This is a genomic window from Candidatus Fukatsuia symbiotica, from assembly GCF_003122425.1.
Taxonomy (GTDB): domain Bacteria; phylum Pseudomonadota; class Gammaproteobacteria; order Enterobacterales; family Enterobacteriaceae; genus Fukatsuia; species Fukatsuia symbiotica.
Window position 1 is genome coordinate 1,582,929 of record NZ_CP021659.1, and the last position, 16,857, is coordinate 1,599,785.

The following is a 16,857-nucleotide window of genomic DNA, read 5'->3' on the forward strand; positions in this document are numbered from 1 at the left end:
CGAGAAAGATTTGGAACTGGAATAGGCTCCTAAAAGTAATGAGTTACGAAAAAAATCTACTGATGACCATAAACTCGTGGTTGAGTATAGTGATCGATAAGTGGCACTGTAATATTGGCCAGTAATACGGCAAAAGCGACGCCATCAGGATAGCCACCAAAGACACGAATTAGCCAGACGAGTACACCGGTTAACGCACCAAAAATTAGACGACCACGAGGTGTTGTTGCAGCACTGACCGGATCGGTAGCAATAAAGAATGCTCCTAGCATGGTAGCACCGGAAAATAGGTGAAAAGTGGCAGAGGCAAATTTCTCCGGTGCAATAAAGTGACTATAAGTAGCACAAAGACACAGTGCCAGCAGGAAACTAAACGGAATATGCCAATAAATAATTCTACGCCACAATAAAAATATACCGCCGACTAAAAAACCCAAATTTACCCATTGCCAGCCAAGACCGGCGAGAATACCGCCAAATAGAGGGTGTTGTAGTACACTGGCTAACGGTTGATTACGTAATTCAGTTTTGAGTGTATCTAACGGAGTTGCTTGACTGACGCCGTCAAAGCTCTGCCGCAGTTGATGGCTATTTTTGTTTTCACTTGTCTGACCGGTAAAAATAACTTGTAGGTTCTCGACAAAATTAATCGGTGAGGCCTGCAATTCGACAGAGGGCAGCCAATTTGTCATTTGAACAGGGAATGAAATCAGCAACACGACATAACCGACCATCGCAGGGTTAAAAAGATTTTGTCCTAAGCCTCCGTACAATTGTTTAGCAATGATAATAGCGAACAGAGTACCTAGTACCACTACCCACCAAGGTGCCAAAGGCGGCAGACTAACGCCCAGTAATAAACCGGTCAATAGAGCTGAATTATCTTTTAAGCAGGCCATCACCGGTTGTTTGTGCCCATTTTGTTGTTGTAAGTGCCGTTTTCGTAAATTGGGTTTTCGCAAATGAAGTACGACACCTTCCGTTAACCATGCTGTAAGCATAGCGAGTAGTACCTGGATCAGACTGCCGTAACCAAAAAAATAAGTCAGGGCAAAAATGCCTGGAATACAGGCCAGCATCACCCATTTCATAATATTGCTGGTATTCTGCTGCTGATGAGTAAAAGGCGAACTGGCGATCTGCCATTCTTTCGTTGCGATTTTTTTTGTTGTGATCATCGAAGTGTCATTTTGCTATTTATTGTCGATACACTCGTGGCTGATGCGCTGGAGTCTATATTTTAATCGGTTTAATACCAAATTTTTTATATTTGTACTAGAGTTAACTGGTCAATAATACCACTGTTGGAGGTCTTCTATGCCAAAAGGAATTTTCCGAGCCGCTCTTGCACCGTTACAGGCACTTGACGCCAGCAATATTGCTGAGCAGTTAGGTGAAAAAACGGAGAGCATCAATAAGGGATTCAGCCAGGCAACTGCATCGGTTGTCAAGGCGTTATCCAGTCGCTTAAAACATTCGCCTGATCTCGAAGACAATATTACCGATTTGGCAGCAAATGTTAAGCAGTTAGGTGCTGCGACACCCTCTGCTCAGGAGCTTCTTGATCCCAAAAACAGCCGTGTGCTCGAGGGTAAAAATTTATTATCGTTGCTATTCCCCGAGAGTCTAGAAAAATTATATACCACATTGGCTCAAACCACAGGACTGAAAATAGCTAACGTGGCACCTTTAATGAACCTTGCTGCTGGCAGTGTGCTGGAGACTCTCGAAGTACAACGTAGAGAAACCAATTCGTCTCTTGCGAGTATTGTTGCTCAGCAAGACAATGGCTATCTTTCTAACTTGCCCGACAGGATAGCAAAGAACTTTTTTTCAGGAAATCCCGCGTCAGTAGATCCGCCCCTCTCTCAATACTCGGAACAAAAGCGATCGGGGTCGATCTGGTGGTGGTTATTACCGTTGTGTATTTTAGCAGCGGCGATCTATTGGTATTCAACACGCCCTGCACCGGTACTTGATCATTCTGTTTCAAGCGCACTGCCGGATGATGAAGAAATCCATAAGATTGCTACTCCCACGAAACATGAATCTCAGTCAACGCCCGACCCTTCGCTTTCTAAAGGTGTGATAAGACAAATGTTGCCTGGAGGGAGAGTGCTGACCCTACCAGAAAATAGTACGGAAGCGCGTTTGTTAAACTTTATTAAAGATCCAGCGGAACAGCCAGACAAAGAAGTTTGGTTTGATTTCGATAATCTGGTTTTTAGTAATAGCACAGATACCGCGTTAAAAGCGCAAGGACAAACTCAACTTGATAATATCTCTGCCATTTTGGTCGCCTACCCCAATGTAAAGCTTAAAATCGGTGGCGATGCTGATAATACTGGCGATGCGGAGAAAAATAGAGAGTTTTCACAGGCTCAAGCACAAGAGGTCATGAATGCATTGATTGCTAAAGGTGTCTCTGCTGAGCGCTTAAGTGCGGAGGGATACGGTGAAAACCATCCAGTAGCAAGTCACGATACCGCCGAAGGACGTAATCAGAATCGACGCGTGTCCGTTCGTATTACGGCTAAATAACCTAGACAGGCACACAGGATCCGTTCAATAGCTTGGTTTTTGACTATTGAACGGCAAGGTCTCTGATATTTTAGAAAGTTAATCTACTGAAGAAAAGTTTTCCCGGAAAGTTTTTCTTGTTTGATCCCTTGTTTGTTCGAAGCTTTCTTCATGAAAAGATGATGGACTTTCAGCAAATGCTATACTTTTTAGACACAGGGAATTAAACAGAATACCTGCCCGTTCTGTGTTATTTTCGGCCTTAGGAAATGACCCTTTTATAATATTAATAAACCACCCTCGAACTTGCCCTTGCTGTTGAGGTGTGATTTTTGCGTCTTCTGTTAATAAGTGATCATCAGCCAAAAAGCACATATACCGATGGATAATGTGCGATGTATCTTCCTGATTTTCCGGATTCTCCGGAGATAAGCTATGCTCAGTCATAAATTCTTGAGCAATTCTTAAGAGGGCGACCTCAGCATCGATAGGCTCTATGCGGGTGGGAGTAACAGTAAAACTTGGATTTGATGTGACTTTCATAAAATCTCCATAGTAAAACTGCAACCTTATATCATTATTAATAATGACTTATATTTAATTATTGTTAAAATATATGAATAGCCTATATCACAATGACCAGCAAATTCAACTTGACCCCAAGCGTCTTGATCCCTATAGTAGCGCCGCGTTGTAACACACAACACAGTTATGAATAATGAGAAAGAACGGTGAGGTGTCTGAGTGGTTGAAGGAGCACGCCTGGAAAGTGTGTATACGTGAAAGCGTATCGAGGGTTCGAACCCCTCTCTCACCGCCATATTTAATATTTAAGGCAAGGGCGCTGATAAAAATCAGTGCCCTTCTTTATTTGCTGTATCCAGTGCAGGAAGGCTTTTAACCAAATCATCAATGGCTTTCATCTGTTGCAAAAAAGGTTCAAGTTTATCTAGTGGTAATGCCGATGGGCCATCGCATTTCGCGTTGTTAGGGTTAGGGTGCGCTTCGAGAAATAAGCCTGCTAACCCCACTGCCATACCTGCGCGCGCGAGTTCTGCCACTTGTGCACGGCGGCCACCAGAGGCGGAGCCAAAAGGATCACGGCATTGTAATGCGTGGGTTACATCGAAAATAGCAGGACACCCACCGGTGGCTCGCACCATCACGTTAATACCTAACATATCAACGACCAGATTGTCGTAACCAAAATTGCTGCCACGATCGCAAAGAATAATCTGATCATTACCTGCTTCTATAAATTTTTCGACAATGTTTTTCATCTGTCCCGGGCTGACAAATTGAGGTTTTTTGACGTTGATCACCTTACCCGTCTTGGCCATCGCAGTGATTAAATCAGTCTGACGCGCTAAAAAAGCAGGTAATTGCAGCACATCAACCACTTCAGCCACAACCTGTGCTTGACGGGCTTCATGCACATCTGTCACTATTTTTACACCAAAACTTCGTTTCAACTCTTGGAAAATTTTTAATCCCTCTTCTAACCCAGGACCACGATAAGAATGAATCGAAGAACGATTAGCTTTATCAAAAGAAGCTTTAAATACGTAGGGAATTTGCAGTTTGTTGGTAACGTTCTGGTAGTGTTCACAAATACGCATTGCCAGTTCAGATGATTCAAGTACGTTCATACCACCAAATAATACAAAGGGATTGTCATTTGCTACCTTTATATCGCCGATGCTGACTGTTTTTTGTTCCATATTGCCGCCTTTTTAAAGATGAATCAGAATAAACCTCTTAAGAGCCTATTCAAAACCTATTGCGTTAGCGGGTTCAGTGTAAGATAACGCGCTGCCGTTCAATCGAGTAAATTTGCATTTTTATCATCTCAGCAATAGGATCTTCCGGACACCGTTCAACAAAATAGCTTAAATCAGAGATGGCAATGTGATTACAGTCAAGATGGGCGTAGATCAAACCACGGTCACGAATTTCATAAGGATCATCTTGGTCGAAAGTCAATACTGCTTCACTGGCACGTAAGGCTAATTCCATCTGTTTTTCTTCCATCAATGCAATTTTCAGTGTGTAGAGCATTTTACGCACAATTATCGTGTTTTCAGCTTCATCCAGATCTTGATCTTCTAGTTCAGCGTATTCGCCTAAATTGCCTTTAATCCATACGTTTAACACATGTTCATTCAGTGTTTCACCATTTAACGGGTTAATCAGCCACATCTCTTCATCTAACCAATCCGCACGGAGAATTAATTGAGTTGGAAAAATAACCGGCATTAATGGCAAATCCAGCTGATGTGCGATATGCAAGAAAATGACACCCAATGAGAGGGGAGTTCCTTGACGTTGATCCAATACATTATCCAGCCACAAGGCATCTGACAGACGGTAAACACCCCCAGCGCCTTCAAATTTCCATTTGTTATAAAACAGGTCGATAAGAACTTCTAATTGCTGATCTTGATTGAGTTTTTTGGGCATTGCTAAGCGTGCATCCTCAACCAATTGTTGCAGGCGTCTATAGACATCAGTCAGCGGAAAATTCTGACGAATTTGTTTGGTAACCAATAGCACTCCCTCACTCAGGGGCGCAGTGTTGAATTCAAAATCAGCAATGGTACTCATAGATATCTCATTCGTAGTTCAGAGTGGTAGTTTCGTCGCTGTCAGTTTAATGTATCATCACTACACAGTGTTGATTTATTTACTGCCAAAATACTATTGACTTAAATTCCATTGACCAAGCGTGATCCTGTCATGACCAGCGTAATCTTTATGAGTGACTACTGAATTAAATCCGGTTTTACAGAATAAAGCTTGTACTTGCTTGGCCTGTTTCCAACCATGTTCCACTAGCAACCAGCCAGAAGCAGCGATATAGTAAGGTGCTTGCTGTACGATAGTGATCAAATCTGCCATGCCATTTGCTTCCGCGATCAGCGCCTGAGGGGGTTCATAACGTACATCGCCCTTAGCAAGATGCGGGTCGTTGGCATCGATGTAGGGCGGATTACTGACGATTAACATAAAACGTTGGTCTAGTGGCGCAAACCAGTTTCCTTGAATAAAACTCAGGTTATTCAGTGCCAGTTTTGTCGCATTATGACACGCCAGGGCGACAGCATCGGCGTTAATATCAACACCTATCACTGTACAATCAGGGCGCTCACTCGCCAAAGCCAATGCGATCGCCCCGCTACCGCTTCCTAAATCCAGAATACTGCAAGCGGCGCGCGGCAAATGAGACAGTGCTTGCTCAACCAAACATTCTGTATCTGGACGTGGGATCAGGGTAGTAGCAGACAGGGTTAATGGTAACGACCAAAATTCGCGTTGGCCGATTAAATAGGCAATGGGTTCACCTTGCTGCCGACGATGAACTAAAGGGGTCAATAGTGCTAGCTGTTCTGCTGTCAAAAGAGTTTCACCAAAGGCCAATATAAAGCTGCGTGATCGACCTGTGATAAAACCCAGTAGAATTTCAGCGTCGCGTTTCGGACTCTCACTGTCGATAAACCGGCTAGCCGCCATTGCCAACCAGTGTTGATAATCCATCATTCTTGTCCGGATAAAGCTGAAAGCTGATCAGCCTGATACTCTTGCACAATCGGCTCAATTAATATCTCTAGTTTACCTTCCATCACTTCATCTAAACGGTACAGTGTTAGGTTGATACGATGATCAGTTACCCGCCCCTGTGGAAAATTATAAGTACGATTACGATCTGAGCGATCTCCTGAACCCAGGAGATTACGCCGCTCGGAGGCTTCTGCTTGCTGTCTTTTTTGCATTTCTGCCGCGCGGATACGTGCGGCTAAAACTGACATGGCTTTGGCCTTGTTTTTATGTTGTGAACGTTCATCCTGACATTCCACGACAATGCCACTCGGTAAATGCGTAATACGAATGGCGGAGTCAGTAGTATTGACGTGTTGCCCACCCGCACCAGAAGAACGAAAAGTGTCAATACGTAAATCACCGGCGTTAATTTCGGGCAACTCAGCTTCGGGGATCACTGGCATGACTGCCACGGTACAGGCTGATGTATGAATACGCCCTTGTGATTCCGTTTTCGGCACGCGCTGTACCCGATGTCCACCGGATTCAAACTTTAATTGACCATAGACGCCCTCTCCAGAGACTTTAGCGATCACTTCTTTATAACCGCCCTGCTCTCCTTCACTGAGGTTCATCACTTCAATTTTCCAACGGCGCGCTTCTGCGTATCGGCTATACATACGAAACATATCGCCGGCAAAAATAGCCGCTTCATCACCGCCGGTCCCGGCACGTATTTCTAAAAAACAGCCACGTTCATCATCAGGATCTCGCGGTAATAACAGCAATTGTAACTGTCGTGCTAATTCTTCATTTTGGATATTGGCAGCTTTCAACTCATCTTGCGCCATTTCATGCATTTCAGGATCTTCTAATATCGTTTTTGCTGTTTCAATATCATCCTGAACACAACACCATTGTTTAAAGCAGCGAGTCACATCACCTAGTTGTGCATATTCACGTGATAAAGCACGAAAACGATCCTGATTGGCAATCAGTTGTGCATCGCTAAGATGTACTTCCAGCTCTTCATAACGCTCTTGTAACGCTTGCAATTTGGCAATAATAGAAGGCTTCATCGATGATTTTTGACCTTAATTAAAAAATTAAAAGAGTTAATTTGGAACAAGTTATTAAAATTTTTTGTTTACTCAACCTGTTGATCTAGCCCCAGGCTTTCGCATAATAATTGTAAACGCGCCGTATCCCCTTCATTGGCAGCTTGCTGGAGGGATTTGGTTGGCATGTGGAGAAGACGATTTGTCAGTTTATACGCTAATTGCGTAATAACCTGCTCCACATTTTCACCACGTTCAACAGCTGCCAAGGCTCTAGCTGTCATATCAGTGCGTAGCTGATGGGCTTGAATACGATAGTTACGAATTGTCTCCATAGCGCCTTGCGATTGCAGCCAAATCATAAAATTAACGCTTTCCTGTTGTACTATCGATTCAGCCTGAATAGCTGCCGTTTTACGCTGGAGCAAATTATGCTGGATAATAGCTTGTAAGTCATCGACACTGTACAGATAAGCGTTGGCCAATTTGGCAATTTCCGGCTCGATATCACGTGGTACAGAAAGATCAACAAATAACATTGGTTGATTATTACGACGGATTTTCAATGCATATTCAACCATACTTTTACCAATAATAGGCAATGAACTGGCGGTAGAGCTAATGACAATGTCTGTGTCAGCCAGACAATGTTCTATCTGACCTAGGGTAATGGCCTTTGCGCCCACTTTACTGGCTAAAGACAACGCCCTCTCCTGCGTACGATTAGCGATTACCATCCGTTTAATCTTATGTTCACTTAAATGACGAGCAACCAGTTCAATGGTTTCACCTGCCCCGATCAGAAGAACACTTAGCTCGGGCAATGACTCGAAAATTTGCCTGGCCAACGTACAGGCAGCAAAAGCCACAGAAACCGCACTGGCACCAATATCGGTCTCTGTACGTACTCGTTTAGCTACTGAGAAAGCTTTCTGAAATAAACGCTCTAATTCACCAGGTAAAGGCTGAACACGCTGAGAGGCAGCAAACGCTTTTTTAACCTGACCTAATATTTGTGGTTCTCCCAGTACCATTGAATCCAACCCACTGGCAACACGTATTAAATGGCTGACAGCATCGTTGTTATGATGCCAATACAGACTAGTGACCACTTCATTTGGACTCAGTCGTTGATAATGACATAACCAGGCAATCAGCTGTTGATACAGACTATCTCGCCACTCTACGCTAAGATACAATTCAGTGCGGTTACAAGTAGACAGCAATACTCCCCCACGCACCAAGGGTTGCTTAAGCAAACTGTTTAGCGCGTGGTTAAGAGATTCAGGTGAAAAATTTACCCGTTCACGTAATGATATCGGGGCGGTCTTATGGTTGATGCCTAATGTAAGCAGTGTCATGAGAATGATTTAGTACTGATGTTTGTAAGGTTTGTTATTATTCTACTTAATACAGTGCACCAATAGAAGTCACACCGGAGTATCAGTACCATGCGTATCCCGATTAATTCTGTTTCTCTGATCACGTTAATTTCATATAACGAACGTGGGTTTTACAAGAGGTTTCATGCATAAATATCGCACACTTCCCCTGATCAGCTTGATATTGACGGCCTGTACTACATTACAACCCGTTTCTACGACAACGGATCCAAACTCATCTCAATGGCGCCAACATGAGCAGCAGTTACAGCAGGTTGACCAATTCCAGATAAGCGGCGCTTTGGCTTATTTTTCTGATCAACAAAAGGTCTACACCCGCTTTTTCTGGCAACAATATTCAAAAGAACGCTACCGTTTAGTGCTTACTAGCCCTTTAGGCACGACCGAATTTGAATTACGCGTAGAACCCACAGTGACTTTGTTGATCGATAATCAGGGAAAACGTTATTTTAGTGAAAATCCGCAAGAGATGATGCAGAAACTCACTGGGATGTCACTCCCGCTGGACAATCTGCGCCAATGGATCGTCGGCTTGCCCGGTGATAGCCATGATTTTACGTTAGATAATCAATATCGCTTAAAACAGATCAATTATCAGCAAGACGATCAAACATGGTTGGTGAGTTATCAGAACTATAATACAGGCCCTACCCTACAGTTACCCAGCCGCATCGAATTGAGACAGGTTAAATCGGGAGAAGGAGAAAGACGTATCAAATTAAAAATGGATAATTGGACGCTAAAATGATACAGATATGGCCTTCCCCAGCAAAACTTAATTTATTTCTTTATGTTACTGGCCAACATGCTGACGGCTATCATCAATTACAAACCCTGTTTCAATTTCTTGATTATGGCGATGAATTAATCATTACACCCCGTCGTGATCAACAAATTCGTCTGTTAACTCCCTTGGCAGGGGTTGACCAAGAGCAAAATCTGATCGTACGAGCAGCACGCTTGTTACAAAAACAGGTATTACGACAAGATCAGTTACAAGGAGCTCAACCACAAAAAAAGTTACCCTGTAACGAAAATTATGGTGCTGATATTAGCGTTGTAAAGTGTTTACCTATGGGAGGAGGATTAGGAGGTGGTTCGTCAAATGCGGCTACTGTTCTGGTTGCTTTGAATCATCTATGGCAATGTGGTTTTACTGATAAGCAATTGGCTACCCTGGGATTAACCTTAGGTGCTGATATTCCAGTATTTATCCACGGACAAGCCGCATTTGCCGAAGGGGTTGGCGAAAAATTGCAACCGGTAACACCTGCTGAAAAATGGTATTTGGTCGCTCACCCCGGTATCAGTATTGCAACATCCCTGATTTTTTCTGATAGTGAACTGGTAAGAAATACACCAACTCGCTCATTGACAACGCTTTTAGCGGCTCCTTTTACCAATGACTGTGAACCAATCGTGAGAAAACGGTTTCACGAGGTTGAACAGCTTCTTTCATGGCTGTTAGAATACGCACCGTCACGCCTTACAGGAACCGGCTCTTGTGTGTTTGCTGAGTTCGACACCGAGTCATCGGCTCGTGAGGCGTTAAATATCGCTCCGGAGTGGTTACATGGCTTTGTTGCAAAGGGGGCTAATGTCTCGTCGATGCGACGTACTCTCTCCGAATATCTTGTCTCGACGCATACCTGAGGTTTTTATTAATGTCTGATAATGTGAAGCTTTTTGCTGGTAACTCCGTCCCTCGATTAGCAGAACGAATTGCCAACCGTTTGCATATCAACCTTGGTAATGCCACTGTAGGTCGTTTTAGCGATGGTGAAGTCAGTGTGGAAATCAAGGAGAATGTACGTGGCGGTGATATTTTCATCATCCAATCTACCTGTGCGCCTACTAACGATAACTTGATGGAGTTACTGGTTATGATCGACGCATTACGTCGTGCTTCTGCTGGGCGTATTACTGCGGTGATCCCTTACTTTGGTTATTCTCGTCAAGATCGCCGTGTTCGTTCTGCTCGAGTGCCGATCACCGCTAAAGTGGTTGCTGATTTCTTGTCAAATGTGGGTGTTGACCGCATATTGACGGTAGATCTGCATGCGGAACAAATCCAGGGTTTTTTTGATGTTCCTGTTGATAACGTCTTTGGTAGCCCAGTGTTACTGGAGGATATGCGACGACAAAATCTGGATAATCCTATCGTTGTTTCTCCAGACATAGGTGGTGTGGTCCGTGCACGTGCTATTGCTAAATTATTACGAGACACCGACATGGCCATTATTGATAAGCGTCGCCCTCGTGCTAATGAGTCTGAGGTCATGCATATCATTGGTGATGTGGCTGGCCGTGATTGTGTGCTGATTGACGATATGATCGATACTGCAGGCACATTATGTAAGGCGGCAGAAGCATTAAAAAAACGGGGCGCAAAACGCGTATTGGCCTATGCAAGTCATCCGGTTTTCTCTGGTAGTGCTGTTGACAACATCAAACATTCCGTTATCGACCAAATCATTGTTTGTGACAGCATTCCATTATCAGATGAGATCAGTGCACTAGAAAACGTATATACACTGACGTTATCGAGTATGCTCGCGGAAGCCATTCGTCGTATCAGTAATGAAGAATCTATTTCTGCCATGTTTGAACATTAAGCGCTAGCCTATTAATCCATAACGAACATCAAGATGACGCAGATAAAATTAATCGTTGGACTCGCAAATCCTGGCATTGAATACGCGCAAACACGTCATAATGCCGGCGCCTGGTTCTTGCAATGCCTGGTAGAACAGTCTCATCAATCCTTACAGGAAGAACGTAAATTTTACGGACATACCGCTCGAATAAATCTTGCTAATCATGAGGTACGGCTGCTTGTACCCACTACTTTTATGAATTTGAGTGGCAAGGCAGTAGCCGCAATGGCTAATTTCTATCGTATTTCACCGGAGGAAATTTTAGTTGCTCATGATGAACTGGATTTCTTGCCCGGTGTGGCAAGATTTAAATTCGGTGGCGGTAACGGCGGGCACAATGGTTTAAAAGATATTCAAAGCAAACTAACGGGTAACACTGCCAATTTTCATCGTTTACGCATCGGTATCGGTCATCCTGGTGATCGTAATAAAGTGCTTGGATTTGTTTTAGGGAAACCGCCAATCAGTGAAAAAGAGCGGATTGATGAAGCTATTGGTGCAGCTATCCATTGTATTGAGCTGTGTTTCAAAGAAAGTATGGATCGCGCGATACAACATTTGCATTCATTTAAAGTCAATGGGTGAATTATCATGAAACTTTTATTTTGCTCTTCATCCAGAGGGTTATTTCGTTCAAAAGGTTAATAAGAAGTTTGTCTCAATAAATTTTAAGGTAATATAAAACATGGGATTCAAATGCGGTATTGTCGGGCTACCTAACGTGGGTAAATCCACGTTGTTTAATGCCTTGACACAAGCAGGTATTGAAGCGGCTAACTTTCCATTTTGTACCATTGAGCCAAACACTGGCGTGGTACCGATGCCCGATCCACGTTTGGATCAGCTTGCCAAGGTTGTGAAACCTGAACGTATTGTACCAACCACGATGGAATTTGTTGATATTGCGGGCTTAGTAAAGGGAGCGTCCAAAGGCGAAGGCCTAGGTAATAAATTTCTGACTAATATTCGTGAAACCGATGCCATTGGTCATGTGGTACGGTGTTTTGCCAATGATAATATTGTTCATGTAGCAGGTAAAATTGATCCAGCTGAAGATATTGATACCATTAATATTGAACTAGCGTTGTCTGATCTGGAGACCTGTGAACGTGCTATCCTACGGGTAGAGAAAAAAGCTAAGGGGTGTGATAAAGATACGCAAATTGAATTAGCAGCGTTAAAAAAATGTCAGTTACACCTAGCAAAATCAAAGATGTTACGCACCCTGGTACTGACCGACGAAGATAAAGCCGCTATTCGTTACCTAAGTTTTCTAACGTTAAAGCCAACCATGTATATCGCCAATGTGGACGAAGACGGTTTTGAAGATAATCCTTATTTGGAGCAGGTACGTCACATAGCAGAGCAAGAAGGTGCGACTGTGGTTGTTGTCTGCGCGGCGATAGAATCCGATATTGCCGAGTTAGCGGATGAAGAGCGAGCCGAATTTATGGCAGACTTCGGTCTAGAAGAGGCAGGTTTAAACCGCGTGATCCGTGCGGGTTATCACTTGCTGAATTTGCAAACCTATTTTACTGCTGGAGTCAAAGAAGTCAGGGCCTGGACAATTCCGGCGGGTGCAACAGCCCCACAAGCCGCCGCTAAAATTCATACCGATTTTGAGAAAGGTTTTATCCGTGCTCAAACGATTGCCTTTGGCGATTTTATCCACTACCAAGGTGAGCAAGGTGCAAAAGAAGCGGGTAAAATGCGTGCCGAAGGAAAAGATTACGTCGTTAAAGATGGTGATGTAATAAATTTTTTGTTTAATGTGTAAAAAAGCTGTCAATCGAGATATACCCTCTATCTCGATTTCACATTGACTGGTTCTCAAGCGAAAAACCTACCGCGCGTCATGTTTTGTTACAGGCGTTGCAAACGCGGTTACTCCTCCACATAGTGATATATCTTCCATAATAAATAGACTAGCCCGCCGTTTTTATTATGACTACTCTTAAACGGGTGGCCTGGGCACAGATCAAACCAGGTTTTGGAACTCACAGAGAAAGAGAAACATAACATGAAAAAGATAAAGATCCTTTGGAAAATGTTACCGCTTCTATTGTTGTCAGGCTCTGCCTGGACTGCTAGTAACTGCAAGCTTTGGTGGGGAAATCAACCTTTTATGATGACCGAAAAAAAAGTATGTGTTAAAGAAAAAGCAACCTCCTCTTCTGATGCAGCTAACCAGCTAAAAGATACTAAGCCAACAAGAAGAGAGAATAAATGGGCACCAAGCAGCCCCTTCTTAGTAACAAGGTAATAACCGCACAACTCAACAGCCACCGGCTTGGCCGGTGGCTTGAATTTTTTGATGGATACCGCGCAGTTATAGCCTTCACCCCCCTTCCCTATCTCTGTAAGAACCTGTTCGAAATCTGTTGCAATGCATTTTGTCTGATTTAAAAAACGGACATAATTTGAGCTTTTTATACAAATATCTGGGTGAATGAGAGTGTTAAACTCTGAGCAATTGTAGTAGTAGATGGCTATTTATTTTTATGTCTAAATAAACTGAGCGAGTAAATAGACGAGACAGTAGGAAACAATAATGAATGACTATTTTGATCCCGCATCATATCAATTACAGTGTTTAGGTAAGCGTATGGGTATTCCTACGCTGAAATTTGACGACGACGGTCAATGTTTACTCGAAATCGGAGAAACTACGGTTTTAATAGAAACAATACCCGATTCCGATTATTTACACTGTTATGCCGATCTGGGCGCAATACCTGATACAGAACGTGCCCTGATCCTAGCAGAACTACTGTGCGCCAATCTAGCGTACAACAAATGCGGTATCATCGCCCTCGATCCCACAGAAAAGCGCGCTGTATTACTGCTGCATATTGACGTGAACACTGACGCTGAAATATTCATAGAGCGATTCACATTATTTAGCCAACGTGCCACCCTGCTACAAAGCAGGTTGATACAGGCAGCATATGAACAGGATGATCACATCCGAAAATATCACCACTACCCAAAATTGTAAGACAAGAAAATGCTTATGTAGTAAGGAAAAAATTATGTTATCAACATTGTCAAATTTTTTACCACGGATAACGAATAATAATATTAATCGACACCCATCATCATCAACTAGCAACAGAGTCAGAGGCAGAAGAGGCGTTTTATCTGGACAAGAAGTGACTTACGATGAAACAGAAGAAAAAAAAAGCTATCTTAGCCAGTTGAGCACACAATTAGGTAATGTAGAAACCAAATTTATACCTAGACTGATTGAATCTGCACCCGAAAGAAAAAAATTGCTGGAAAATTTTTTACGATTATCCATCGATCCTATTAAAGACACACTTGAACAGAAAAACAATCTCGATAAAACAACAATAAAATTTCTGCAATCTCACGAATCTAAGCTAAACGGATTTCTTTGCGACCTGGCCATGTTGTGTGAGGATCTGGAGGATAAAGAAAAAGAATATGGAGGAATCTGTAATCAGAAGATCATGATCGACATCATCATGGCTCATCATCTAATGGAAAAGATCCCTCACAATCAAAGTGGCGCTAATTTAATGATCGAGCAGGCGAGTATTTTGATTGAAAATCTGCAAGAAGATAAAGAAGTGGCTCAGAAGACAGGAGATACAGGGCTGGCAGGAGATGTAAACAAACTTCTCACTGAACTTAAACGATTTAATGAATACGGCCTTAAAAATTGGGGTAAAAGAGTTCCGTTTTCTTACGAAAAAATTAAAAACGCGCTGCGGTTACGTCTTGAAGCGGGTTTTCTCATGTTAGAAAAAGCGAAAGAAGCCGGAAAAGATGTAAATCATAACGATAAGCACAACAAAGCCTATCAAACCATGCATGACAATCTCATGCGCTTAAAAAACAAAATCCGTACTGCTAGCTATCCTGTTTTTTTGCCAGTCAATCCTACAGGGAAACAAATTAAACAGGTTGTACAACCTTACTTTGATAAATTTCGGCAAGACCTTGAGCAAGCATTGGCACCTATGGCAACGGTCAGTGATTATAATGTGAAAACATTTAGACGCATTATTGATGAAAATTTTACAGAAAGCCTCAATAAAACAGGTTGGGATCCGATCATCAACGAATTTTCTGTGCAGGCCAAAGGAAAAGAACATCATCTGCGTAGTCAGATCTTTCCGGCGTCGAATATTGAAAAAATCTTATCTAAGGATACTGAGGATAAAAAATGCTCGGTTAAGATCTTTGCATCGCCTTATCAGGAAACAGAAGGCCGATCCTGTCGATCCAACAAAGAAGATCAGCATGCTATAAATTTGGCAATGACTACACTCCATATCAAACAACCTAACGGCAAGGATAATAGAATATTTTGTGGCAACCGACATGCCGTTCACGACCACATGGGGATTACAGACCCCGTAAAGCGTAAGACTGCCAATAAAAAAAGTGCCCAGGAGGGACTTGCCCTCGCGATTGTCAGCAACGATACGCTTCTGGAACAAGCCAAAAAAGCGCAACAAGCTATCTCAAAGGTAAAGCAGGTAAAGATCTAGAACCCGTTAAGCTTTCGGTGACATCATTATCTTTATTAACCCCAGATTTGGTAAGAGAGTTCTGTTCTAAAGATTCCAACGAACGGCAATTTATGAAAAATCAGCTTGAAGTTTGGCAAGATTTACAAAGTCTAAGTCAAGCAGGAAAATTGACGTTACCAATGGATATAAAAAGATCAGGGCAACCGCAGGATATTCCCATTGAACTTGACCTGTGCGCTTTTAATTTTGGTGTTAACCAAGGCGCATTTTTAAAAGGGGCCTCGAACGTAATCGGTGGATGGGCTGGCGTTGAAAACATGAATAAAGTGGCATTAGAAAAGATAAATAACAGAGTGGATGCTCATTTAAAACAAGGTGACAAAATAATTGAGGAGCTTCCGACACTGATTACTGAAGAATTTACAAAACTGATTGAAGAAATTTACACACTGGTTGACGATAAACATATTGTAAAAAAAGATGTAGGTTCAGAGAAAATTGAAGAATTTATTTCGACTTGGCCAAAAGGAATAAAAGAAATAAAGGGTATTTTTAAAAATCCTCTTTCCCAAGAACCCGATAAGCTTAAAGCTTTTGAATCAGATTTGTCAGGCTTACAAACCATTTTGGAAAACATAAAGAAAAGTTCCAAAGATTCCAAAGTAAAGGATAAATTTGAATTAGTACTAGAATCAGTAGGAAAAATAAAGAATACATTAGAATCAGTACAAAAATTAGTTCTTATACGCAAACTCGCCAGGCAAATTAATCAAATATGGCAGGAAAAAAGTTATCAGAGTATGGGGAATGAACCCTATAAAATGCCCTCACGTTTAGCATTGCTAACGTATTGGCTTGATGGTGTTGCCATGTGGAATTGTAGAAGTGGTAAAGATCGTACTGGAATGTTAGACGCCGAAGCTAAGTTTTTAGCTTTTTATGTCCATACTTTTGGAGACATCCCCGAGCCAGATACACTGCTTAGCGAGGAACTGAATTATATGAAGCAGCAATTTTTACTTAACAGCGGTAATCTGGAAATGCAGGCCTTGAATACGGGTGGTTTGGAAGGATACAAAACCGAGGGCGTCCCTGCCATTGATCCTTTGCGAAACCGACCAATTTTTCCAGCTTATCGCACCGGTTTATCGTCACAGGCTCGTGGATAAAGCACCAAAAT

Annotated in this window: 17 protein-coding genes, 1 tRNA gene and 1 pseudogene; 12 read left to right on the forward strand and 7 right to left on the reverse strand. The window is 42.5% G+C overall.

Features of this window, described 5'->3' with window-relative positions; genetic code table 11:
• Positions 1-56 precede the first annotated feature (56 nt).
• On the reverse strand, positions 57-1,178 hold the full coding sequence (gene rsxD, locus CCS41_RS07805; protein WP_072549637.1) for an electron transport complex subunit RsxD: 1,122 nt from the start codon (positions 1,176-1,178) through the stop codon (positions 57-59).
• A 139-nt stretch (positions 1,179-1,317) separates the two neighbouring features.
• Here rsxD and CCS41_RS07810 point away from each other — a divergent pair, with 139 nt between their 5' ends.
• Complete coding sequence (locus CCS41_RS07810; RefSeq protein WP_072549638.1) at positions 1,318-2,541, forward strand: OmpA family protein; 1,224 nt, start codon at positions 1,318-1,320, stop codon at positions 2,539-2,541.
• Positions 2,542-2,619: 78 nt separating this feature from the next.
• Here CCS41_RS07810 and CCS41_RS07815 read toward each other — a convergent pair whose 3' ends face one another.
• The gene (locus tag CCS41_RS07815; RefSeq protein WP_072549639.1) at positions 2,620-3,063 is read right to left on the reverse strand and encodes a hypothetical protein; all 444 of its coding nucleotides are present in this window, start codon (positions 3,061-3,063) and stop codon (positions 2,620-2,622) included.
• Between the two features lie 187 nt (positions 3,064-3,250).
• Here CCS41_RS07815 and CCS41_RS07820 point away from each other — a divergent pair.
• A tRNA-Ser gene (locus tag CCS41_RS07820) sits at positions 3,251-3,340 on the forward strand.
• Between the two features lie 34 nt (positions 3,341-3,374).
• Here CCS41_RS07820 and kdsA read toward each other — a convergent pair.
• From kdsA to hemA, 5 genes are all read right to left on the reverse strand, one after another.
• Positions 3,375-4,241 carry a 3-deoxy-8-phosphooctulonate synthase gene (kdsA, locus tag CCS41_RS07825; protein WP_072549640.1) on the reverse strand — a complete coding sequence of 289 codons (867 nt, stop codon included), beginning with the start codon at positions 4,239-4,241 and terminating at the stop codon, positions 3,375-3,377.
• A gap of 73 nt (positions 4,242-4,314) precedes the next feature.
• Positions 4,315-5,124, reverse strand: coding sequence for an invasion regulator SirB1 (sirB1, locus tag CCS41_RS07830; protein WP_072549641.1), 810 nt, complete (start codon positions 5,122-5,124; stop codon positions 4,315-4,317).
• 93 nt (positions 5,125-5,217) lie between these two features.
• On the reverse strand, positions 5,218-6,054 hold the full coding sequence (prmC, locus tag CCS41_RS07835) for a peptide chain release factor N(5)-glutamine methyltransferase (RefSeq protein WP_072549642.1): 837 nt from the start codon (positions 6,052-6,054) through the stop codon (positions 5,218-5,220).
• A complete protein-coding gene (gene prfA / locus CCS41_RS07840; protein ID WP_072549643.1) occupies positions 6,054-7,136 on the reverse strand; it encodes a peptide chain release factor 1 in 1,083 nt (360 codons plus the stop codon). The genes prmC and prfA overlap by 1 nt, the downstream gene beginning before the upstream one ends.
• Positions 7,137-7,204: 68 nt before the next feature.
• Positions 7,205-8,476, reverse strand: a complete 1,272-nt coding sequence (gene hemA, locus CCS41_RS07845; RefSeq protein WP_072549644.1) for a glutamyl-tRNA reductase — start codon at positions 8,474-8,476, stop codon at positions 7,205-7,207.
• A gap of 166 nt (positions 8,477-8,642) precedes the next feature.
• Between hemA and lolB the strand changes: the two genes are divergently transcribed.
• The 10 genes and pseudogenes from lolB to CCS41_RS17170 all read left to right on the forward strand — a co-directional run bounded on the left by lolB (position 8,643) and on the right by CCS41_RS17170 (position 16,846).
• Positions 8,643-9,266, forward strand: coding sequence for a lipoprotein insertase outer membrane protein LolB (lolB, locus tag CCS41_RS07850; protein WP_072549645.1), 624 nt, complete (start codon positions 8,643-8,645; stop codon positions 9,264-9,266).
• Positions 9,263-10,171, forward strand: coding sequence for a 4-(cytidine 5'-diphospho)-2-C-methyl-D-erythritol kinase (gene ispE / locus CCS41_RS07855; protein ID WP_072549646.1), 909 nt, complete (start codon positions 9,263-9,265; stop codon positions 10,169-10,171). Before lolB ends, ispE begins: the two co-directional genes overlap by 4 nt.
• Positions 10,172-10,182: 11 nt before the next feature.
• Positions 10,183-11,133 carry a ribose-phosphate pyrophosphokinase gene (locus CCS41_RS07860; protein ID WP_119797456.1) on the forward strand — a complete coding sequence of 317 codons (951 nt, stop codon included), beginning with the start codon at positions 10,183-10,185 and terminating at the stop codon, positions 11,131-11,133.
• A gap of 33 nt (positions 11,134-11,166) precedes the next feature.
• Complete coding sequence (pth, locus tag CCS41_RS07865; protein WP_072549647.1) at positions 11,167-11,760, forward strand: aminoacyl-tRNA hydrolase; 594 nt, start codon at positions 11,167-11,169, stop codon at positions 11,758-11,760.
• Between the two features lie 100 nt (positions 11,761-11,860).
• Positions 11,861-12,952 carry a redox-regulated ATPase YchF gene (gene ychF, locus CCS41_RS07870; protein WP_072549648.1) on the forward strand — a complete coding sequence of 364 codons (1,092 nt, stop codon included), beginning with the start codon at positions 11,861-11,863 and terminating at the stop codon, positions 12,950-12,952.
• A gap of 243 nt (positions 12,953-13,195) precedes the next feature.
• Complete coding sequence (locus CCS41_RS07875; protein ID WP_072549649.1) at positions 13,196-13,438, forward strand: hypothetical protein; 243 nt, start codon at positions 13,196-13,198, stop codon at positions 13,436-13,438.
• 288 nt (positions 13,439-13,726) lie between these two features.
• Complete coding sequence (locus tag CCS41_RS07880; protein ID WP_072549650.1) at positions 13,727-14,173, forward strand: type III secretion system chaperone; 447 nt, start codon at positions 13,727-13,729, stop codon at positions 14,171-14,173.
• A 34-nt stretch (positions 14,174-14,207) separates the two neighbouring features.
• Positions 14,208-15,695 carry an inositol phosphate phosphatase SopB gene (locus CCS41_RS17160; RefSeq protein WP_072549651.1) on the forward strand — a complete coding sequence of 496 codons (1,488 nt, stop codon included), beginning with the start codon at positions 14,208-14,210 and terminating at the stop codon, positions 15,693-15,695.
• An 11-nt stretch (positions 15,696-15,706) separates the two neighbouring features.
• Positions 15,707-16,006, forward strand: a pseudogene (locus tag CCS41_RS17165) (inositol phosphate phosphatase SopB); the annotation flags it as partial.
• Positions 15,995-16,846 (forward strand): inositol phosphate phosphatase SopB, encoded by an 852-nt coding sequence (locus CCS41_RS17170; protein ID WP_275887692.1) that lies wholly within the window; start codon positions 15,995-15,997, stop codon positions 16,844-16,846. The pseudogene CCS41_RS17165 and the gene CCS41_RS17170, both read left to right, overlap by 12 nt.
• The last annotated feature ends 11 nt before the right edge of the window (positions 16,847-16,857 follow it).